Source organism: Magnetococcales bacterium (assembly GCA_015228935.1).
Taxonomy (GTDB): domain Bacteria; phylum Pseudomonadota; class Magnetococcia; order Magnetococcales; family DC0425bin3; genus HA3dbin3.
The window spans coordinates 1-22,163 of sequence record JADGCO010000045.1 but is presented as its reverse complement, the minus strand read 5'-3'; the positions used below and the strand labels follow the sequence as shown (position 1 = coordinate 22,163).

Here is a 22,163-nt window from a genome sequence, read left to right as displayed (position 1 = left end):
GCTCCCCCTTACATGTTTTTTTGGACGTCATCCAGCCTCTTCAGGCTTGCCAAAAACGGTTCCAAATCCGCCAACGGTACCATATTCGGACCGTCGCACGGCGCCTGGTCGGGATCGGGGTGGGTTTCCAGGAAGATGCCGGCCACGCCGACCGCCACCGCACCCCTGGCCAGGGGTGCTACGTGACGGCGGTCGCCGCCGGAGGCCAGACCCATTCCTCCTGGTCGTTGGACCGAGTGGGTGGCGTCAAACACCACCGGATATCCCGTAGTGGCCATGATGGCCAGGGAGCGCATGTCCACGACCAGATCGCGGTAACCGAACATGCTCCCCCTTTCACACAACAACAACTTGTCATTTCCCGTGGATGCCGCTTTTTCGGCGACGCGCGTCATGTCTTCCGGTGCCAGAAACTGACCTTTCTTGATGTTGACCGGGCGGCCTGTGGCGGCCACGGCCTGGATGAAATCGGTCTGACGGCACAAAAAAGCCGGAGTCTGCAACATGTCCACCACATTTGCAACGCTTTTGGCTTGCCCGGATTCATGAACGTCGGTCACCACCGGCAGACCGGTTGCATTTTGGACGTCCTGGAGAATGCGCAAGCCCTCGTCCAGGCCAACGCCCCGATACCCCTGCGTCGAGGTGCGATTGGCCTTGTCGAAGGAGGATTTATAGACCAGGGGCATCCCGAGCCGAGCGGCGATTGTTTGCAGTTGTGCGGCGCAACGCAAGGCAAAATCCCGTCCTTCGATCACGCACGGACCGGCGATGATCACCAGGGGCCGTTGTTGACCAAAAACGACTGGGCCGACCTCGACGCTACGGGGGCTTGTTTCAGCGACCATTTTTGGGTTCCGGAGTGGTTGGCGCGGGGGTGGTGGTCAGGAACAGCGGCTCAGCGGTCATTCTTGGTTTCCAGTCCGGCCCGCACAAAGGCGGCAAACAGGGGGTGGGGCTGGCGTGGCCGTGACTTGAATTCCGGATGAAACTGGCAGGCCACAAAAAAGGGATGACCGGGCAACTCCACGATTTCCATCAAGCGTTCGTCCGGGCTGACGCCGGAAAAGATCAGGCCCGCCTGTTCCAACTGTTGCCGGTAGTTGACATTGATTTCAAACCGGTGGCGATGGCGTTCGGAAATATCCGGTGTGCCATAGGTGCGGGCGGCGAGACTCCCTTCCCGCAAACGGCATGGATAGGTACCCAGGCGCATGGTTCCGCCTTTGTCGTGGCTGCGTTCGCGTTTCTGGATTTGTTCGCCATCGACCCATTCGGTCAGCAGGGCCACCACCGGATGGGGTGTGTTGGGATCGAACTCCGTGGAGTTGGCTCCTGTCAGACCCAGGACGTGCCGGGCATATTCCACCACGGCCATCTGCATGCCCAGACAGATGCCGAGGTAGGGCAGTTTTTGTTCCCGGGAAAAGCGGATGGCCAGAATTTTTCCTTCGGTACCCCGTTCCCCGAACCCGCCCGGGACCAGGATGGCATTCACGCCGTGCAACTGGGCTTCGACGGTGTTGTCCTGCAACGATTCCGCATCCACCCAGCGCAGGGTGACCCGGCAATCGTTGGCGATGCCGCCGTGGTGCAGGGCCTCGACGATGGATTTGTAGGCATCCTTCAATTCCAGATATTTGCCCACGATGCCGACGGTCAACTTGAATTGCGGATTGATGACCTTTTCCAGGACCTCTTCCCATTCGGTCAGGTCGGGTTCCCGGTTGGGCATGTTGAGCAGGGAGAGAATTTTGCGGCCAAACCCTTCCCGATAGAGGGCGAAGGGGACTTTGTAGATGGTATCCTGATCCACGCAGGAGATGACGGCATCCTGATCCACATTGCAGAACAGGGCGATTTTCTTTTTTTCGTTGAGGGGAATTTCCCGGTCACTGCGGCAGAGGAGAAGGTCCGGCTGGATGCCGATGGCCCGCAGCTCCTTGACCGAGTGTTGGGTGGGTTTGGTTTTGTGTTCTCCGGCGGTATGGATGAACGGGACCAGGGTCAGGTGGACGAAGAGGGTGCGATCCCGTCCCAGGTCGATGCGCATCTGGCGGATGGCTTCGAGGAACGGGAGGGATTCGATATCGCCGACCGTGCCGCCGATTTCGACGATGACCAGATCAAAATCCCCGGCAATGCTGCCGATGGCATCCTTGATGGCGTCGGTGACGTGGGGGATGACCTGCACGGTCGAACCGAGATAGTCACCCCGGCGTTCCTTGCGGATGACTCTTTGATAGATCCGGCCTGTGGTAAAATTGTTCCCCTGGCTCATGGGAACCCCGAGGAAGCGTTCATAGTGTCCCAGATCCAGGTCGGTTTCCGCGCCATCGTCGGTGACGAACACCTCGCCATGCTGGTAGGGACTCATGGTGCCCGGATCCACGTTGATATAGGGATCCAGCTTTTGGATCGTGACCTTGTAGCCGCGGGCCTGCAACAGGCAGCCCAGGGAGGCGGCGGCCAATCCCTTGCCCAGGGAAGACATCACACCGCCCGTCACAAAGACAAATTTTGCCATGCGTCTCTACCCACTTTTTTGCATTGCAGCCGGGATCAGGTTCCGTGCCAGGCCGGCAGGCGATTTTTGACCTCTCGCCGGCAGGTGAAGGGAACAGCCCAATCCAATCCCCCCATACTAGCAGGACTCTCCCCCTCCGTCACGATGCTTTGCACCGAAGATGCAGAGGCTGCGGAAAATGTCACTCCCCCAACTGGAGCGCCACGTACTGTTCCAGGAGCGGGACCTGGAATTTATACTGCCCATCTTTTTTTTCAATAACTTCCAAGCGCAACAGGCGGCGCAGTGCCGGGTTTTTCCCGTCACCCACCGGTTCCTGGCGATGAATTGTTTCCAGAATTTTTCGTTCATCGTCATGCAAGGTGGTGCGCCACCATTCGTCGAAATATCCCATGCCCCGGTCAAAGGCCAAGGGAGCCACGGCGGCCACGTCTGCTGCTGTCACCTGGGCTGCTGTCACCTGGTCTGCTGTCACCTGGGCTGCCGTCACCCGGGTCTGTCGGGTGGCATTCAGCCGCTCGACCAACAGGGAGCAGAGGAGTTGCACGAGATAGGGATGGCAGCGGGTGATGTGGAGCAGTGCCTCCACGGCCTCTTGTGTGTAGATATCCGGGAATTGATCGATGGGTTGTTGGATCAACTCCCGTGCCTCATCCGTTTGCAGAAAGCTGATGTGGATGGTTTGGGAGTTGATGAGGCAATCGGACCAGTAGGGGGGGAGATCCTCCAGGGGGTGGACACCACTGAACAGCACCACCCAGTGCCGCCGTTTTTGCGCAACGTGGCGCAAAAAGTTGAGCAGACCTGGGTCACCATGGTTGCGCTCCACCACCTGCCCCAGGCGTTCGAATTCATCCAGGCAGAGAAGAAATTTTTTCTCTGGCGCGACGCTCTTTTCAGCCTGTTCCATCCAGTGCAGAAAGGCCGGGAAGGGGTCTTTCTGCACCTGTTCCCTGTCCGGGGTTGGAAGCTGGAGGTTGCGGTTGCGGCGGGCACTCTCCAGGATGGCTTTGATCAACCCTTCGACGACACCGGGAATGGAGGTCGAGAGGGAGAGTCCCTGGCCATCCACCACGAGGGGGATCCACTCGGGTCCCATTTTTTCCGGCAAAAAGTTGAGGCTGGAGCTTTTGCCGGTGCGACGGCCTCCCAGTAACAACAGGATCGGGGCCTGGGAGGCCAGGGCCAACTCTTCCATGCGGCGAAACAGATCGCGGCGGCCCTTGAAGCGGCTTTGGGACTCCTCGGGATTCAGGGGTTGCCCCGCCACATAGGGGTTGGGAATTTCCCCGGATTTTTTCGCCTCTTCCGCCAGGGAGCGGTGGGCGGTTTCCAGGATCCCTTGCCAATGGTTGGCGACTCCGCCCCAGGCCGTTGCCCGCCTGGCTTTTTTTTCCAGGGTGAGGGTGTTTTTCAACCGGCCCAATTGGGCAATGGGTGATTGCAACAACTCCATCCTTCGATGGGCAGAGGATGCCTCCAGGGATGCACGGACCCCCTGGGCAATCTCCAGCATTTGGGGCAGGTAGCTGCCAAACTCTTTTGGATAGGGTTGGGGCAGCCATTGCAGGGATTCCGCCATGAAGGCAATGTCATGGCTGTTGCGTCGCCGTCCCGCTTCTTCCAGAGCGACCCGTTCCATGACCCGTGCCGCCCGTTTTTGTTGATTGGTCGAAGTCGTCAAATATTCCAGGAAAGTGATGGCTTGCTGGGGTTCTTGCCGGTAGGCAGCCAGGATGATGCCATCCATGAATGGCAGAGGAAGATAAATGACTTGATCGCCCCACAAGGGTGCCCATTTCAGGGTACGTAACGGGTCCTTATTTCCAATAAATCCTTTAAGTCCAAGAAGCAAAAGGCATTCCGGGATCCAAAACGGTATTCGTAATACACCTATAATACATGCGACGCCTACCGCGACGCCTCCCGCGACGCCTCCCGCGACGCCTCCCGCGACGCCTACCGCGACGCCTACCGCGACGCCTCCCGCGACGCCGAACGCGACGCCTGACGCGATGGTGGCTGCGTTCTTAAGCGGAGGTTTTATATATTCTATATTATTTAAGTAAACGATAATTCTTTTATATTGAAAAAATATATCATTAAATGGCAAAATATCAGAATATTTCCCAATTGATATGGTCAAAAAAACTAAAACAAGTGCCGCGATAAAGAACTGAATGACCGATTTATTGATGCGTAAAATCAGAAGACCAAGAGACCAGCCGAGTAAAAACATGACAGTTTTTTCCCAATCAAAGCGTCCTGGCCATACAATTCCAAAAACAAGGGTCAACAGCAAAGGAGCCAGCAAGGAAATCCACCAAACTTGCCAAGCATAAGTACGCAAGCCTGGATTGGAAGCAAATTCCTTTTTGAACTTGAATGGATTGTCATCGTGTTTAAGATATGGATGAATATCTTTCAACCATTTGTTGAAAGTGAAGGGCTTGAAGAAACTCCAATAGAGAATACGCCCGCACTCTTTCAACCAGGGGAGGGAGAAGAAGGAGGGATGTGTCTTATTTAACGAAGATTGGCTTAATAAATTCGACATAAAACTCCCTTGCGGGGATAATTCCTATCAGGATCAGTAAAATAACGATGATTACGCCAAGCCCAAAAATAGTTTTCCCGATATTAGACGCTTGATTGCCGATATTAAATATAAACATTGCAAGATTATTGAGCATATCGGGTGCTTCACCTGATATGGGTAAGTTGCATATACGCCACCACCAACCCAGGCTGATATTGTTATTAATTTCATAGTTAAATTTATGACGAGCTTCCTGGGCACCTTCAGTGTGTCGATATTGACAAAGAAAGCTTGCGGCCAGTGCCAAGGCGAAAGGGTGATTCCCGGCCCATTTCCGGGCAATATCTTGCTCGGCTTTTGTCAAACAAGGGGCAGATCCAGCCTTTGCATTCAAACAAGGGAGAGTCAGTAGTTCCCTGACCTCATCGTTAGTAAATTTCCTTAATTCAATATGTTGCCCGAGGTTAAAGAAATGAAAAGAAAGTTTGAGTGATTTTTGTATCCTGCCCAGGGGTTTTCTGGTGACCATCACCAGCATGACAAGGCCGCCATCCACCAATAAACGCAAATTTTTGAAAAAATTATTCGTGAATTCCGAAGGAATGTCGCCCAGGTGATTGAACTCGTCGAGACAAAGGACGGGTCGCACCTGTTGTTTTTTCCATGCCACCAGGGCGGCTTCAAAGCTGTCATAATCCTGGACATTTTGCAAAGGTGCGGCCAGCCCTGGCCGGGCATGCACTTCTGGAAGATCCAACAGAACTTTCGCAATTTCTCTATAAAAATCAGTAACTGTCACGCATTTGAGCAGGTTCAGAAAGGCGACGGCATAATTATTTTTATCTTGATCTGAAAAATGTTTTGACCAGATGGAGCAAAACTGACCAGCGAGAGACGATTTGCCAATTCTCTGGGGACCATGGACGTTCACACTGGTTGGCGGGTTTCTGGTCATACAGGCCAGCAAGGTTTCCAACTCGCTTTGGCGTCCGACAAAAATTTGCGAGGTATGATGTTTCTGATCAGCAATCATGCCTCCAGGCACGAACGGGCATGGGACTCTTTGTGCATTATGAGGCATCGCAAGATTCCCATGACATGTTATGTCTGTCTCCTGAAAGATTCAATCTTGACGTAACGCACTTTCATAATTAAACATCAAATATAATTTTTAAATAAAAAACAGACCCAAAATTCATGGAAAGTGCGGAAATTTATTTTGAGGCATTGCCAGCAGGAAAGGCAGACGTTCCAACCCGTTTCATCAATAAAAATATTTCGTTCAATATTGGCAAATGAGAGATACGCCACCATGCACTCATGCTGGAAACATTGCTGATTTCCCGAACAAAGGATTGCCGAGCCTTTTCCATGCTTCCCGCATGTCGGAGATGAAAAAGAGTTTTGGCGGCCAAGGCCAAGGCGTAGGGGTGATTCCCTGCCCATTGCCGGGCAAGATTTTGTTCGTCGGTGGTCAAACAAGGGGAAGAATCGGCATCTGCACCAGGAGAGGGAAGAGCCAGCAGCTTTTTGACCTCATCATCCTTCAAATCACCCAATTGAATATGAAGACCCAGGTTAAAAAACGGCGAAGTGGAATTGTCTTTCTGCCGCAACCTGCCCAAGGGATCATGGGTAACCAACACCAACATGAGCAGGCTGCGATTCAACAAGGCGCGCAGACCATTGTAGAAATCGTTGGTAAACTCGGCAGATGAGGTGATCACTTGAAACTCATCCAGACAAAAAACGGGCCGAACCTTCTGAACTTTCCATGCCTGCAAGGCTGACTCGAAATCTCCATATTTCCGGATATTTCGCAAGGGGTCGGCCAAATCGGGTCGTCCACGCACAGTCGGCAAATCCCGCAAGGCTGTCGCCAACTTTTGATAAAATTCCGGAGACGTGTGGCATGGGTCGTTTTTCAGGTCCAGAAAGGCCACAGCATAATTACCCGGATCTGCAACCATCTCTGGCCAAGTGGAATAAAAATGATACACAAGAGAGGATTTTCCGGTTCGCCGGGGACCATACACATTCACGCTGGTCACCTGGGCACCGGTCATGCGGCTCGACAAAAAATGCAATTCGCTCTCGCGCCCGACAAAAAGGCGGGGATCGGTAATCATGCCACCGGCGACAAACGGGCAGGTGCTGGCGGGTGTCGAAAAGCCCATATCATGGATTCCAAAAAAGAAAACGAAACAAAAAAAACAGGCATGCCCAAGGCCTGACCACATACTGGTGAATACTGGAGGAAAATATGTCGGAAGTCAATTTTTTTGCTTTGGCAGGTCGGATTCAGAAAAATCATCCTTCAGTTCAGCCAGCACCGAAACATCCAGTGCCGTATCGGATATGACGCACAAATCCAGATCCGAGTAGGGTTTGGCTGTCCATTTGACACGGGAACCAAACGCCCAAACCTCCAGGTCAGGCACATGTTTTTTCAGGATATTCTGCACGATTTGCAGGTGGTCCGGGCGGATATCGAGCAGGGGTTTTTCGGTTTCAGCCATGGCGTCAAATATTCTTTGCTTGTAGCTGATTCAGAAGGTGACGGACTTCTTTCAGGAAGGCAGGAATGTGCTGGACAACGTCATTGGCCATCTCTTCGTTATAGGTATGACTGGCTTTCCCACGTCTTTCCCGATAACTCTTCCAGTCCCCCCAATCCCCCAGCAGCAGGCCATGCTCGTTGCCGGTACGAATGAGGTCAGCGAAGGCCATGCCAGCGAATTGTTCCGGGGAGGGAGAGATCCTTTCCAGGTGGCGTCTCAGGATTTTATGGCTGATTTCATAAACAAATTCAAATCTTTGAATCAGACCGTCACGTATCAGTGTGTCGGTCGTGTCGCGCTGGTGGCGGGCCAACCCTTCGTCAAGTCGTTGGACGGCGTTTTCCAGTGGTGTCAGGTCGAGTTGGTCCATATTGCCAGAACTCATATCCTGCTTTTCCTGTTCAACCGGTTTTGGCCCAGCGCTTTTGCTGGAGGAGACCGAAAAATTCCCGCAACTCACCGAAATGATCAAAAATCACATCCGCCTGGGCACTTCCCTGGCCAACCTCCACCCCGGCATGCCGTTTTTGCAACGTGACCATCCCCAATGACCGGGCACCCTGAATGTCTTTTTGCAGATGATCCCCGATCATCCAGGTCTCTTCGGGACGGAGATCCAGTTTGGCAAGGGCCAGTTGGAAAGGCAACGGATCGGGTTTGTCCCGACCGGCCTCTTCCGAGGTGATGATGAAATCAAACCGGTTGTCCAGGCCGAAATAGACCAGCTTGCGAAACTGAATTTCGGTATTCAGATCGGTGACCACCGCCCGCAGAATACCGGCCCGGGTCAAATCCAGGAGAAACTCTTCCACATCCGGAAAGAGCCGGCTGGTCATCAAAAAAGTACTCCAATAGGTCTGGGCCAGATCGAGGGAGGCAATGATCTGCGTCCGGAAACCGACCAGCTCGATGAATCGTTGAAAATAGAGCAGACGGCTGTGACTGGAAGCCACCTCGCCCAGACGCTCCTTGACCTCCTGGCGTGCCCTGGCAAAATGCGCGTCAAAGCTGTCAGGGGTCAGACCGAACATGCGACAGGCCTTGTCGCGCACCACCGCCATCCCTTTTTCATGGGCCGGTCGATAGGCATACAGGGTGTTGTCGGTGTCGAAAATGACCGCCCTGGGTGGCTGGGCGAACGGATGGGAGTTGATTTCCTTCAGGGACATGTTTTTATGACCTGTCTTTCTTCAGTACATAAACGGCATGGAGCAGAACAATCAATTGCATCAAACCGGTCATGCCATCGTGCCATTGGGGTTCCAGTCCGGTCAAATCATCCAGTTGCGGAATGAGCAGCCGGGCAGCCATCTGGATTTCCGTGCCCAGGGGACGTCCCTCGATGGTCAGATGATAAAGACCCGTTTCCGGATCGTGTTCGGATTCCAGGAACAGGCCCAGCAAACCGATCAGGACACGCAATAAATCTTCATAAAACGGGCTGCGTTGCAAGGTGACGCCCAGTTTGATCAGGCGGGTGGAGGTTGCCGAGTCGGCATCATCTGCCGAGGGCAGGGGCAGAATGGGTTGCAGACGAAAAGTGATATCGGCATGCCGGGCCTGCGGCAGAATGAACCGCTCCCGATCCGGCTGACGTTTTTCCAGCGAAGCCAGGGTTTCCTGGAATGACCGCCCCCGCTTGTGAACATCGCGCTGAATTTTCAGATGACGGCGCAACCCCTCGTCCATGTCCAGAAACACCCGCACATCCATGAGATCCAAAAGCTCCGGCAGATGCAGGGCATGCAATCCAGACGCAATGACGACATCCCGCCCTTCTACCCGGGTCAAAGGTGAAAAGCGCCCGGTTTTGTGATCATACCGCCGACACAGCACGATATGTCCCTCCACCAGGGATTCCAGATCGTGGTGAAATTTTTTCAGGTCGTTGGCCTTGGGGTTCAGGTGGGTCAACGCCTTCCACATGGGGGCGTAGCGGTCCCAGAGATGGTAATCATCTCCGGATATTTCCACCACCGACACGTTGCCAAAGAGATGGGCCATGGCGTGGGCCAGATAATCCTTGCCACTGCCGGAATCCCCGGAGATACCGATGACCAGGGGCTTGCGGGTCAGGCGGGAGTAGGTGTCGCGCACGATCCCCCGCGCAAACATCCACCAGCCCAGAATCGCCCCCACGCCGGTCAGGCCGGTCTGGATGAGACTGACCCCCCGCTCACCCAGCAGGTGCCGAACGGCGGGTCCCAGAGATGAAAAATCAATCTGCAACCAGGGCAGAGAGGCTCCGGGGGCATTGATGGGGGCCAGTATCAGAAAAAGAATTGAATAAACAAGACTCAAAAGGTCGATCCGCCACCCCCTGACCTGGCCATGACAGGCCACCAGAAACGGCACGATCCAGACAAACCATCCCACCGACGAGGGGGTCAGGGTGACCAGATTCATGAAGCCAAGACCCGTGGCAAAAAACAGCATCTCCCGGTTCATGCGTCCCTGCCGCCAGATATGAAACAAAACGAGCAGATAGACCAGGGGAGCCACAAACAGATCCGCCTCTGCCGATACGGAAATGCGTACCCAGTACGGCTTGGCCATTTCGCGGTTGTTCAGGATCATTTCCATGCCCCCGCTGGAGGTGAGCAGGGGCAGATTGAGCAGGACCAGCGCAACTCCCAGGATGGTCATGAACCGGGAGCGCACCGCAGCATAACGGCGATTGTTGATGAAAAAGAAGAGAAAGAAGGGAACCGCCACGATAAAACTGAGCTTGGCGGAAATGCTCATGGCCAGACAGATTGCAACCAGTTGAAAACGATTGTGATGCAAAGCCAGGAATGCCGCCATCAACAAGGCCAGTGGCACCAGGTCGGTCTGTCCGTACCAGTAACCGACATAGAGTACGATGGGAGAGAGCCAGTAAAAGAGCAGTATTTTTCTTTCACTGATTTCCAGAATACGCAACAACAGAAACAGGATGGCCAGATCAACCCCCAGATTGGTGAGGGCAAATCCCCAATGAGAAAAAACGGTCATCTGCCAGAGATGATCCAGGAGCGTGCCAAGGGCCACACCCGGAAGATAGACCAGAAACATGACCAATCCATAGGGAAAGGCCATGCCATCTCCCCCCTGGAGCAGATGCGTTGTCCAGGGGTTGAGGGTTGGATGGCGCAAAAATTCCTGTAGGAAGGGAACGAACCAGTGGGATTGGACCCACGGTTCTGCCCAAAAGATCAACAACAGGCGCAAACCCATCCCGACCAGAAAAAAAGGGTGGCGAAAGAGGGGGGTGATGGTCATTGCCAGCGGTCAGGATATTTGGTGCAGACAGCATCCATGAACATGCCGTTATGATCCAAAAGAGTGCGCATTTGCATGATTTCCTGCGTGTCCGTGCGTCCCTGCAACTCCGGGGAGACCAGGCATAGACGCAAACCGGCCTCCCGCAAGCGGTGATAATCCGTCCGATCCAGGGGGAAACGGGTAAAACAGTCTACCCAGACCCAATCGATCTGACCCGCCAGAGAGAGAGCCGTAGCAACGGATTCAAATTCCGAGACCCGGGCCGCACAGCGACGCTCCCCCCGGCGCACCGTCCGCATCAAAAAAGGAAATGATTGATCCAGAAAGAAAAAATTATCAATGTTGCGTTCCCGCATGATGGCCAGCACCGGCTCTTCCAACCCCTCCTCCTTGACGTTGAGAATCAGGAGGGCATGGCGATAATCCTGGATCCAATCGGTCAGGGCCTCGCCAGGTTGAAAGGGATCGTGGTGCAAAACCAGATGGCTCCCCTGGGAGCGGATATCCATTTCGATGCCGTACCGGGGCGGAACCTGCTGCAACCCGGCCCGGGTGTTGATCCGATGCTGGACCAGAATCATGCTTTTGTGCCTTCCCTGACCCGGTTGATTTTTCCAGGATTCCCAAACCGGCAGCCCATTCCCCAGGCTTTTCACCTGGAGTTACTGTGACCAGCCTGTGCCCCTGGCTTTATACCTGGAATCCCTGTGACCAGCCTGTGCCCCTGGCTTCATATCTGGAATTACTGTGGCCGACCTGTTCTCCAGGCTTTTTATCTGGGAACAGTTTGACTGACCCGAATACGCTGTCGCAATTGCAGACTGAAGGCGACGGTGCGTTTGATGAATTTGACCTTGCTGCGCCAGTTGATATTCCAGTGCGAAATGCCGTGCGCCCGCTTGCCGAAGATGACAGGAAAGCGCCGGATTTGCAAGCCGGCGGTTCTGGCCTGATGATAGGCGTAGAGATCCAGGGAAAAATCGTGGGGAGGATCCACCCAGGTTTGAAAATGCGCACGGGAAAAAAGGGTCGGCTGGGCGTTGATGTCCCAGAACAGATGCCGCAACAACAGGGTTTCAAAAAGGCTCATGCCCAGGGTAAACACGACATCCCCCCAAGGACGCCCGGAACGGCGGCCCTTGACGAACAGGCGTTCAGGATTTGCTTCCCGGGCATAAAGATCGAGTGCCCTGAGAATATCCGCCGGATCGGTTTGCAGGTCTGCATGGGTCCAGGCCAGAATCTCTCCCTTGGCGGCCCGCAGACCGGACAGGATTCCGAAGCCGTATCCCTGATTGACCGGAACCCGGATCGACCGAATCAGGCCCCCATCACCCGGCAAGCGTTGCAACAGGTTGGGAGAGTCATCCGTCGAGCCATTGTCCACCAGAATCACCTCCAGATCGGGTCGGGTCAGGTGTTTTTGGCAGCGATCAATCAACAGGGGCAGGTTGGCCGCTTCATTGTAGCAGGGAATCACCAGCGAGTAGCGGATCATGTTGTCCATTTCCTGTTGGCTGTTGAAAATTACGGAACCATTGGCCTTGCGCCGTCAGAAAATCTACTTTCTGCGTATCTATCCGGAACCATTGCAAAAAAAGGGTTGATATGAAAGACTTTGTTGGGGCTCCGCCCCAAAACCCGCCAGGAGGAAGGGCATAGCCCTTCCTCCTGGACCTCCATCCCAGTTTTTCAAACGTTATTTTTTTGGGGAAGCTGAATAGTTACCTTTCTGCATTATTCAAGGTCAGGCCGACCCCGTAAATATAAAAAGGAATCAACAGATTGAGCAGGAAATAATTACCCAGATAACTGCCCAGTGCGATCACGGCAACATACAACAAGAAAATCAATATCCATTTTTTTCCGGTATCCGATCTCAGCAATCCGGGCAAAAAAATTGATAGGGGCGCAAAAAAGACCCCGTATTTGAGTGCCATGATGATTCCGGTTCCAGGTGGAATGCTGGATAGATGAAACAGGCTCGGGCCTGAGGATGTTTCCTTGCTGATGAACAAGGCCAGATTGTAAAAATTTTTTTGCATGAACAAATCAAGGTTGAGCGTGACAAGCAGCAGGGGGCCGAACAGGATGAAAAAAACCATTTTTTTTGCGGATTCTTTTTGCCAATTGAGCAGGGGATATATGAGTCCCATGACGATCCCGGTTTCACGATTGGCAACACCCAAAAAAACGGCGAACAAAAACAAGGCTATCTTTTTTTCCAGACTGGCATAAAGGGCCATGCTGATGGCTGTCAGTTCAATGTAGGTGTAATTTTCCCGGTAACCGTCGATGCTGAAAACATAATAATAAATCAACAGATAAGCAGAGACGGCAACCACGACCTGGTCAAATCCGGGTCTGGACTGGCCATGCAGGCTGATCAGGATACAAAAAACAAGTGATGCCAGCAGGTGCAAGGAATAATGTAAATCAAATGCCAAGCGCACGGCCTTGTTGCCCAGGGTATGGTCAATTTTTTTGTATATGTTGAATTCAATTGATTTATAAAGCCAACGCAGCTTTTTTCTTTCTTCAAGTCCGGATATATGGGAAGAAATGGTCCGAACATTCATCTGGTCAAGAATTGTGGTTTGGGCATCAACGACACCACCAAGGCGGTGACTGGTATCTTCAAACATGTTCAGAAACAGCAATAAAAAACAAAAAAACAACAGGGGCACCATCTTGAAAAAATCGCCCCGGATTGATTTGGTCTGGGTTGTCAGTACTGAATATGAAGACATATTTTATTTCCAGGCAGGTTTGTCAAACCGGTGAGGCAACGCGAAGGCAACACAATGACAATCCGATGGTCGGGTGGAAAGAAGTGTATTCATCAACCGTCCGGCTCGGGACTTTGGTTGGCAAAGACCAAAAATTTCATGCCGATAAAATTCAATGTGGCAGAAAGGGTCGTGGCTCCCAGGAAGGCCACGATTTTGCCGATTTCACCCGGTCCGATCACATATAAAAGCATCGAATTGACCAAAACATTGACAATCAATGTGGCCAGATAGACACCGGTAAAGCGTGACAGGACCACGATTCCTTTTTGTCTTGATTGAAATGTCCAGGAGCGATTGGCATAAAAGGCAAAGGTGGCCCCGGCAAGAAAGCTGATGGTCTTGGCCGGTGCCACCGGCATGCCGCTCCAGAGGAGCAGACGATACACAAGCCAGTCCATGGCAACGGTCGTGATGCCAACGATCAGGAAGGTGTTGAATTGGCGTTTGAGTGGTTTCATGGTCAGGCTTTATTCATCAATAACAGTTACAAAACTAAAAAAAACAGGGATGCATTGATTGGATCCTGATTTTATTTCAAGGCATTGGCTTTTTCAATTGCCCGGGTCACATGGGCCCTGGCCGCATTCAAACGCGCACGGACTTGCGTGCCGTCGCGAAACTCTCCACGGTCATCGAGGGCCTGTTCGGCAAAATAGTCGAGGGCCTGACGTGCCTTGGCAACCTGATCGAAAATTTCTTGCGCGATTTTGGAGGTTTTTTTTGGCATGGAGTGGCACGCAGTGAATCCAGGTCAACCTGGATGGGATTCGAGGAAGGGCATGGCCCTTCCTCCTGGATTTCCAACCCTGTTTTTCATACGTTTTGCATGGTTGGAAACTTGTTGACGGCGACCCGGTATGACACCACCCGGATGCTGCGGATACGCCATCCAGAATATGGCGGATTACGCCATCCGGGAATAGGCGCTTTGTTTGGCTCCGCACACCGGGCATTTGTCGGGTGGTGTGCCCATGTGGGTATGGCCGCAGACGCTGCACACATGCCACGCGGCAGCATCCAGATCCTTGCCTTGTTCCAGGGCCGCAATGGCCTGTTGGTACAGATCGCGATGGACCTTTTCAACCTCCATCGCCTGGCGCATGCCCATGGCGGCTTTTTTTTCACCTTCGGCCTCGGCGGTGGCCACCATGCCGGGATACATCTGGGTGACTTCATAATCTTCTCCGGCCATGGCCTCTTTCAGGTTGTCCAGGGTCGCGTTGATGCCGCCCAGATTGCGCAAATGAGTGTGGGCATGGATCGTTTCGGCCTCGGCAATCGCCCGGAACAAACCGGCAATACCAGGATATCCATCCTGATCGGCCTTTTTGGCAAAGGCCAGATATTTGCGGTTGGCCTGGCTTTCACCGGCAAAGGCTGCCTTCAGATTTTCCTTGGTCTTCATACGTTTATTTCCTTTCGCGTTTGTGGCTCCGTTCCTAATCCCGCCGGAAAAACAGGCAGGTCGTTTCATCCTGGATTGCCATCCCTGTGTGGCTCCGTTCCCAATCCCGCCGGAAAAACAGGCAGGTCGTTTCATCCTGGATCGTCATCCTGGTTGGGCATCCTCCCGGGGTGTCTTGTTGCTCACGTTTCCCTGGAAGGTCTGGGTCAGGGATGCGGCCATGGTTTTGTGCCATTGACCAATGATTGCAAGTTCTTCGTCGGCAAATGGCACAGGGCGACAGAGATGCATGGCTTGCAGGCCGATGCGGGCCGTGAAAAGACCATTGGCGATACCTTGCCCGGCTCGGGCCAGGAGCATGGAAGCCAGGGAGTTGCCCAGCAGATTGCTGACCTGGTTGGCAAGCAGATCGGTGGTGCCGGCCACGAGCAATCCCTGACATCCATCCCGCAACAGGATCCAACTCCCCATGGTGCCGGGATGGACGCCATAACATTGCGCAATTTCCCGTACCATGCGCAGGTTGTGCCAGAGAAAGAGAAGCGCATCCACGAGAGGAAAGGGACTCAGGGCCGTCAACAGGGTTGTGCTGGAGACATGGCGCACGACCACCCGATGCGCCCGGGAATCAACCGGGGCCAGCACCTGGCGTGCAAACAGACGCAATATCTGGGAATCTTCCAGGGTGTCGTCGATGGTCAGATTGAAGCGTGCCAGACCGGCCATGGCTTCCGGATCGTGCTGATAAAGAGGAACGAGCTGTTGCGTCAAACCCCAGGCATCTCCGGCAAACTTTCGGCGTGTGGCCAGAATGGCAGCCTCTTCCGCCAGGCTGCGCATCTCCCGCAAACGGGCAAGACGGTACCACTCCCGACCAATCCAGAGAGTGGCCGATACCACTCCCCCCAAAGCCAGCACCGTCATGAGTGTGCCCAGCAATGGACGCTCGGTCATCTCCTGCCAGAGATACAAGATCAGGTTTTGCAGCAGGACCAGCAACAAAAAAACTCCCGCCAGGACGAGGGCAAGGGTTCCCCACCGTTCCCGGATGGCGGGTCGTTGTGACGCAAAGGTGTCATTCCGGCTGGTCGAATCGCCCCTGTTTTCGTTCAGGTCATCTGTCGCCGATGCCTGCATCGAGGCCTCCGGTGCTTCAGGATCGGTATCCGGTGACATGGACCCCTGAATCACGGTCGCGGACTCCGGGTCCGACAACAGGGACCCTTGGCGCGTCGATGAGGCCAGGATGACAGGTTCCGTCTGTCCGGCCTCGGGAGGAACGGGGGCACGGGCGGCTGGACGAATTTCGATGGGCGGCAACCAACTGGCAGGTTTGACCACAGTCTATCTCCCGGCAAAAACTTTCTGGCCTGATCCGGACGCCTTGTTGGCAGGCTTGATCACAGCCTCTTTCTCGGCAAAAACTTTCTGGCCTGATCCGGACGTCTCGTTGGCAGGCTCGATCACAGCTTGTCTCCCAGCAAAAATTCCATGGCCTGATCCAGACGAATGTGCGGCAAGGTGCCATCACGGGAACCAGCCAAGCCGCGTGATTCAAATTCGAGAAACCGAAACCGCCCGGCATCCCAATCGGCAGCATCGGGGATTGTTTCCGGAATTTCACCCGGAAACAACAGGATTTCATCGCTGCGGCCCTTGGGTATCCCCTGGACGAAAGAGAGCCGCCGGCCATCATGTTCCTGGACCACCGTCTGGGTACAGCGCACCGAGGCAAGAGTCATCGCCTTGACCTGCACGCCATGAAACAGGGCTTCATTGGTGGGGATGGCCACCAATTGTTCCAGCAATCTTTCCAGATTGTGATGTTGATTCGCCGCGACATGATCCACCTTGGATGCGGCAAAAAGAAGTTTGTCGATGCGCGGCTTGAACAGCCGATTGAGCAGACCCGATGGTCCATAGTTGAAACTGCTCAGGATGGATTGCAAGGTTTTTTCCATGTCAACAAAGCTGCCATGGCCCTTGTTGAGTGCCCGCATCGGATCCACAAGGACGATCTGGCGATCAAAACGGGAAAAATGTTTCTTGTAGAAACTGCGCACCACGCGCTCCCGATACAGGAGATAGCGCTGTTCCATGGTGGCGTACAGGGACCCGGAAAGGTGGGCATTGTTGGAGGGCGGGCGCAGGGGACAGAAGGCCAGAAGCGGCGTATCCAACAAATCACCCGGAATCAGGAAACGTCCGGGTTGCAGAAAATGCAGGCCGGTTTCCGGCTCCTTGCAGCGATGCAAAAATTGGGTAAAAAGCGCGCTGAGTTGCCGGATTCCATCCTCATCAGCCGGGGTGGCCGGATTGACGCCGGCCAGGGCGTTGCGCCACTCCCGGGCAAGGGCCAGACGCGGTTCCTGCTCGCAAAGCCGGAATATCTCCGCCGACCATTCGGCAAATGAAAGATCCAGCAGGGGCAGATCGAGGAGCCATTCGCCGGGGTAGTCGATGATATCCAGATAGAGTGTGGCCAGGGGTTGCAGATATTTCTGCACCATGCCCCTGGGACGATAGCGGATGGCCAGACGAATTTCACTCAGGCCATCCGTGGCCCGGGGCCAGGCGGGCGGTGAACTGGTCAGGGTGTGAATGAACCGGTCATAGCCAAAGGTGGATATGTCCAGATTGGGTTGCTGGATCACCTTGGCACCCTGAAAACGCCCGGATTCGATGACCCCGAACAGAGGGAGTCGTTTGCTCCGATGTCCCTGCAATAATTGGTGAATCAGGGTCGTGATGAAGACTGTCTTGCCGCTCTGATTCAGACCGGTGACGGCCAGACGCACGGTTTGATCCAGGGCCAAAAGAATGGTATCTTCCAGCGTCTTGCGGGTTTCTGACCAGAGGGTGGTCCAGGATGGAGGGGTGAAAAACCGAATGGCCACGTCGTTGTCGCGCTCCCTGGCTGGATATTGTCTTCCTGTTACGTGCGTCCATCATACCTCATGCAGGACTCTCTCCAACTCCCCTTTTTTTGTTTTTCAAAAATTGTCCCACATCCAATGGAAACAGAGGGACGGACATGACACGATTTTTCTGGTTTGGTCTGACGCTGGTATGGAGTTTTATTGGGGGGGTGGGAACGGGAGGAATGCCGGCGCAAGCCGATACGGAAATTCTCAACGTTTCATACGATCCGACACGGGAATTGTACCAGGAATTCAATGCCGCCTTTGTGCGTCATTGGCAGGCCAAAACCGGGGAGAAGGTCACCGTTCGTCAATCGCATGGAGGTTCGGCTGCCCAGGCCCGGGCTGTCATGGATGGTCTGGCCGCCGATGTGGTAACCCTGGCTCTCGCTTATGATATCGATGCCCTGGTCGGGCGACAGCTTTTGCCCGGGGAGTGGCAGACACGCATGCCCCATGACAGCACCCCTTGTACCTCGACGATTGTCTTTGTGGTGCGGAAAGGCAATCCCAAGGGAATTCAGGATTGGGGTGACCTGATTCGTCCGGGCATCCAGGTGATTACCCCCAATCCCAAGACCTCGGGCGGGGCGCGTTGGAACTATCTGGCTGCCTGGGGGTGGGCCTGGCAGCAGTCTGGAGGCGACCAGACCAAAACCAGGGCGTTCATGAGTCAATTGTTTGCCCAGGTTCCGGTTTTGGATTCCGGTGCCCGGGGTTCGACCACCACCTTCGTCAAGCGCGGCATGGGGGATGTGTTGCTGTCCTGGGAAAACGAGGCCATTCTGGCCGTGGAAAAGTTGGGCCAGGGAAGCCTGGAAATTGTCAGACCCTCCCTGTCCATTCTCGCCCAGCCGCCGGTGGCCATCGTGGATCGCCAGGTGGATGCCCGCAAAACCCGCCCGGTGGCCGAAGCCTACCTGAATTATCTGTACTCTCCGGAAGGACAGGAAATCATGGCCAAACACCATTACCGCCCGCATGATCCGGTCATATTGGCCCGGCATGCCCAACAATTTCCGGCCATGAAGCTGTTTACCATCCAGGAAATGTTTGGCGGGTGGTCGCAGGCCCAGGCACTCCATTTTGCCGATGGGGGGCTGTTCGATCAAATCCAGCAGGCCAAACGTTCACCATGAATGATCCGTCCATCCAGACGCCCCGGTCGGCGGAGACCCAACCCGGTCAGGTCACTCAAACCGGGTCGTTTTCCAAATCCGGCACGCTGCCCGGTTTTGGCTTGACCCTGGGTTTTACCATGTTTTATCTCTCCCTGCTGGTCATGGCCCCTTTGGCCGGCATATTTGTCAAGGCGGCGGGATTGACCGGGGCCGAGTTCATGGCCAAGGCTTTCAGTGAACGTGCCCTGGCGGCCTATCGTCTGAGTTTCGGGAGTGCCCTGCTGGCGGCGTCCATCAACGTGGTGGCCGGGGTGTTGGTGGCCTGGATTCTGGTCCGGTACCGGTTTTTCGGCAAAAAATTGATCGATGCCATGGTTGATCTGCCCTTTGCCCTGCCGACGGCGGTGGCCGGCATTGCCCTGACGGCGTTGTATTCCCCCAATGGCTGGCTCGGTTCCCGGCTGCTGGCCATGGGCATCAAGGTGGCTTTCACCCCTCTGGGCATCATTGTGGCCATGATTTTCATCGGCCTCCCCCTGGTGGTCCGCACGGTGGAACCGGTCCTTCAGGACTTTGATTCCGAAGTGGAAGAGGCGGCCCTGACCCTGGGGGCCAGTCGTACCAAGGTTTTTTTGCGCATTATCCTGCCCATCCTGCTGCCGGCCATGTTGACCGGTTTTGCCCTTGCCTTTGCGCGGGGACTTGGGGAGTATGGCTCGGTCATTTTCATTGCCGGCAACATACCCGGCGTTTCGGAAATCGCCCCCCTGCTGATCGTCATCCAGCTTGAGCAGTACGACACGGCGGGTGCCACGGCCATCGCGGCGGTCATGCTCGTGGTCTCTTTCCTGCTGTTGATCATTATCAACTCCTTGCAGGTCTGGCATCGTCGCCGGATCGATCCATGAAAATATGAAATAAAATACGGAAATTTCATGTGGAGTCTCGATGAATCTTTTTCCAATGGATAGACCCGGGATGGATGCGGTTTGAAACATGGCCACGGATTTGCCGTTTCTCAGCAACCGGTCTCCTCTGCTCAGTGAACCTCTCTGGGCGCGTATTCTTATTTTGACTTTGGGGCTGTCTTTTCTGGGGGGATTTTTGTTTCTGCCGCTGTTCATTGTATTTGGCGAGGCCCTGTCCCAGGGATTTTCAGTCTATTTTGCGGCCTTGCGCACCCCGGATGCCCGCTCTGCCATAGGTCTCACCCTGATGATTGCTGCCATTGCCGTGCCCTGCAATCTGATTTTTGGTGTTGCGGCGGCCTGGGCCATCACCAAATTCCGGTTTCCGGGCCGCAGTCTGCTGCTGACCTTGATCGACCTTCCTTTTTCCGTCTCGCCCGTGGTGGCCGGCTTGATTTTCATGCTGATGTTCGGTGCCCAGGGGTGGTTGACCCCTTTATTGCAACCCTATGACATCAAGATTGTTTTTGCCATTCCGGGCATGGTCCTGGTCACGGTGTTTGTCACCCTGCCCTTTATTGCCCGGGAGCTGATTCCCCTGATGGAAGAGCAGGGAGTCGATGACGAAGAGTCGGCCATGATGCTGGGGGCTTCCGGCTGGCAGACATTCTGGAAGGTGACCTTGCCCAACATGCGTTGTGGTCTCATGTATGGCGTGCTGCTCTGCAACGCCCGCGCCATGGGGGAGTTCGGGGCGGTTTCCGTCATCTCCGGTCATATTCGCGGTCTGACCAACACCATGCCGCTGCATGTGGAGATTCTTTATAACGAATTTGAATTTGTCGCCGCATTTGCCGTGGCCTCGCTGTTGGCCATTTTGGCCCTGGTGACGTTGGGCGTCAAAAACTTTTTGCAATGGCGCTATCGGGATCAACTTCAGGCCATGGGCCATTGAGAAACCACCATGATTGAGATTCGTTCCATCACCAAAACCTTCACGGGCGGCATCATTGTGTTGAACGACGTCTCCCTGAAGATTAAAACCGGCGAACTGCTTGCCCTGCTTGGTCCTTCCGGTTCGGGCAAGACAACCCTGTTGCGGATCATCGCCGGCCTGGAAAAACCGGATCGGGGGGAAATTCATTTTGACACCACCGATGCCACCCGGTTGAGTGCGCGTGAACGGCAGGTGGGGTTTGTATTCCAGCATTATGCCCTGTTTCGGCACCTGACGGTTTTTGAAAATATTGCCTTTGGTTTGCGGGCGCGACCGCGTGCCAGCCGTCCTGATCAGGCGGAAATTCGCCGCCGGGTGGAGCAGCTTTTGGAATTGGTGCAGATTGGTTTTCTGGCTGAGCGGTATCCGTCGCAATTGTCGGGTGGGCAGCGGCAGCGTGTGGCCCTGGCCCGTGCTTTGGCCATTGAGCCGAAGTTGTTGCTGCTTGACGAACCGTTTGGTGCCTTGGATGCCAAGGTGCGGCGGGATTTGCGACGCTGGTTGCGCAATCTGCACGATACCCTTGGCATTACGGGGGTGTTTGTCACCCATGACCAGGAAGAGGCCATGGAGGTGGCTGATCGGGTGGTGGTCATGAATCAGGGGCGGATTGAACAGGTGGATACCCCCACCCGCATTTATGACCATCCGGCCTCGGCGTTTGTCTATCAGTTTTTGGGCAACGTCAATACCCTCGCCTGTCGGATTCGCAACGGTTTGGCTGAAACGGATATTGGTCTGACCCTTCCCGCTGCTGAATATGCCTCCATTCAGGATGCCCCGGGAACCATTTTCATCCGGCCTCATGATCTGGAGTTTACGGCACCCGGGCAGCCCGGATCGTTTCCGGTATTGCTGGGTCACCAGGCCATTCTGGGGCCGATTGTGCGCCTTGAATTGCAAGCCATTTCAGGCCAGGTTCTGGAAGCCGAACTGAGCCGCTCCCAGCACAAGCAACTTTCTTTGCGTTCGGGAGATCGTCTCGGAGTTCGGCCCCGGCGGGCACAGCTTTATCTTTCCGAAGGTGTGTTGGCGTCGGAGTTGGGTGTCATGGGCGGGGCGGAAATTTTCAGCCCACCCATTCAAAACGTTTGAAAAACTGGGATGGGGGTCCAGGGGGAAGGGCTG

21 protein-coding genes are annotated in these 22,163 nt (G+C 54.6%); 4 read left to right on the top strand and 17 right to left on the bottom strand.

The annotated features are described in order from the left end of the window. Positions 1-8: 8 nt before the first annotated feature. The 17 genes from kdsA to HQL65_11800 all read right to left on the bottom strand — a co-directional run bounded on the left by kdsA (position 9) and on the right by HQL65_11800 (position 17,985). Positions 9-848 carry a 3-deoxy-8-phosphooctulonate synthase gene (kdsA, locus tag HQL65_11880; GenBank protein MBF0136932.1) on the bottom strand — a complete coding sequence of 280 codons (840 nt, stop codon included), beginning with the start codon at positions 846-848 and terminating at the stop codon, positions 9-11. Positions 849-898: 50 nt separating this feature from the next. After that, positions 899-2,527 carry a CTP synthase gene (locus HQL65_11875; protein ID MBF0136931.1) on the bottom strand — a complete coding sequence of 543 codons (1,629 nt, stop codon included), beginning with the start codon at positions 2,525-2,527 and terminating at the stop codon, positions 899-901. 181 nt (positions 2,528-2,708) lie between these two features. Next, positions 2,709-4,316, bottom strand: a complete 1,608-nt coding sequence (locus HQL65_11870) for a hypothetical protein (GenBank protein ID MBF0136930.1) — start codon at positions 4,314-4,316, stop codon at positions 2,709-2,711. Between the two features lie 733 nt (positions 4,317-5,049). Next, positions 5,050-6,147, bottom strand: a complete 1,098-nt coding sequence (locus HQL65_11865; protein MBF0136929.1) for an ATP-binding protein — start codon at positions 6,145-6,147, stop codon at positions 5,050-5,052. A 133-nt stretch (positions 6,148-6,280) separates the two neighbouring features. After that, positions 6,281-7,243, bottom strand: coding sequence for an ATP-binding protein (locus HQL65_11860; GenBank protein MBF0136928.1), 963 nt, complete (start codon positions 7,241-7,243; stop codon positions 6,281-6,283). A 96-nt stretch (positions 7,244-7,339) separates the two neighbouring features. Continuing rightward, positions 7,340-7,585, bottom strand: a complete 246-nt coding sequence (locus tag HQL65_11855) for a nucleotidyltransferase domain-containing protein (GenBank protein MBF0136927.1) — start codon at positions 7,583-7,585, stop codon at positions 7,340-7,342. Between the two features lie 4 nt (positions 7,586-7,589). After that, a complete protein-coding gene (locus HQL65_11850; GenBank protein MBF0136926.1) occupies positions 7,590-7,997 on the bottom strand; it encodes a nucleotidyltransferase substrate binding protein in 408 nt (135 codons plus the stop codon). Positions 7,998-8,028: 31 nt separating this feature from the next. Then, complete coding sequence (locus tag HQL65_11845; protein MBF0136925.1) at positions 8,029-8,796, bottom strand: HAD family hydrolase; 768 nt, start codon at positions 8,794-8,796, stop codon at positions 8,029-8,031. 4 nt (positions 8,797-8,800) lie between these two features. Further along, positions 8,801-10,888: a hypothetical protein gene (locus HQL65_11840; GenBank protein ID MBF0136924.1), complete on the bottom strand. Its 2,088-nt coding sequence runs from the start codon at positions 10,886-10,888 to the stop codon at positions 8,801-8,803. Then, positions 10,885-11,472 carry a hypothetical protein gene (locus tag HQL65_11835; protein ID MBF0136923.1) on the bottom strand — a complete coding sequence of 196 codons (588 nt, stop codon included), beginning with the start codon at positions 11,470-11,472 and terminating at the stop codon, positions 10,885-10,887. The genes HQL65_11840 and HQL65_11835 overlap by 4 nt, the downstream gene beginning before the upstream one ends. 191 nt (positions 11,473-11,663) lie before the next feature. Beyond that, the gene (locus HQL65_11830) at positions 11,664-12,389 is read right to left on the bottom strand and encodes a glycosyltransferase family 2 protein (protein ID MBF0136922.1); all 726 of its coding nucleotides are present in this window, start codon (positions 12,387-12,389) and stop codon (positions 11,664-11,666) included. 226 nt (positions 12,390-12,615) lie between these two features. Continuing rightward, complete coding sequence (locus HQL65_11825; protein MBF0136921.1) at positions 12,616-13,641, bottom strand: hypothetical protein; 1,026 nt, start codon at positions 13,639-13,641, stop codon at positions 12,616-12,618. Between the two features lie 92 nt (positions 13,642-13,733). Beyond that, the gene (locus tag HQL65_11820) at positions 13,734-14,141 is read right to left on the bottom strand and encodes a GtrA family protein (GenBank protein ID MBF0136920.1); all 408 of its coding nucleotides are present in this window, start codon (positions 14,139-14,141) and stop codon (positions 13,734-13,736) included. A 71-nt stretch (positions 14,142-14,212) separates the two neighbouring features. Beyond that, positions 14,213-14,410, bottom strand: coding sequence for a hypothetical protein (locus tag HQL65_11815; GenBank protein ID MBF0136919.1), 198 nt, complete (start codon positions 14,408-14,410; stop codon positions 14,213-14,215). 177 nt (positions 14,411-14,587) lie between these two features. Continuing rightward, the gene (locus HQL65_11810) at positions 14,588-15,088 is read right to left on the bottom strand and encodes a rubrerythrin family protein (GenBank protein ID MBF0136918.1); all 501 of its coding nucleotides are present in this window, start codon (positions 15,086-15,088) and stop codon (positions 14,588-14,590) included. A gap of 144 nt (positions 15,089-15,232) precedes the next feature. Next, entirely contained in the window at positions 15,233-16,429 is a 1,197-nt protein-coding gene (locus HQL65_11805) for a TIGR01620 family protein (protein MBF0136917.1), read from the bottom strand. A 122-nt stretch (positions 16,430-16,551) separates the two neighbouring features. Further along, entirely contained in the window at positions 16,552-17,985 is a 1,434-nt protein-coding gene (locus HQL65_11800) for a YcjX family protein (protein ID MBF0136916.1), read from the bottom strand. Between the two features lie 206 nt (positions 17,986-18,191). Here HQL65_11800 and HQL65_11795 point away from each other — a divergent pair, with 206 nt between their 5' ends. The 4 genes from HQL65_11795 (at position 18,192) to HQL65_11780 (ending at position 22,130) form a co-directional block, all read left to right on the top strand. Further along, the gene (locus tag HQL65_11795; GenBank protein ID MBF0136915.1) at positions 18,192-19,148 is read left to right on the top strand and encodes a sulfate ABC transporter substrate-binding protein; all 957 of its coding nucleotides are present in this window, start codon (positions 18,192-18,194) and stop codon (positions 19,146-19,148) included. Next, positions 19,145-20,038: a sulfate ABC transporter permease subunit CysT gene (cysT, locus tag HQL65_11790; GenBank protein ID MBF0136914.1), complete on the top strand. Its 894-nt coding sequence runs from the start codon at positions 19,145-19,147 to the stop codon at positions 20,036-20,038. The genes HQL65_11795 and cysT overlap by 4 nt, the downstream gene beginning before the upstream one ends. 88 nt (positions 20,039-20,126) lie before the next feature. Beyond that, positions 20,127-20,993, top strand: a complete 867-nt coding sequence (cysW, locus tag HQL65_11785; protein ID MBF0136913.1) for a sulfate ABC transporter permease subunit CysW — start codon at positions 20,127-20,129, stop codon at positions 20,991-20,993. 9 nt (positions 20,994-21,002) lie between these two features. Continuing rightward, positions 21,003-22,130: a sulfate/molybdate ABC transporter ATP-binding protein gene (locus tag HQL65_11780; GenBank protein ID MBF0136912.1), complete on the top strand. Its 1,128-nt coding sequence runs from the start codon at positions 21,003-21,005 to the stop codon at positions 22,128-22,130. Positions 22,131-22,163: the final 33 nt, after the last annotated feature.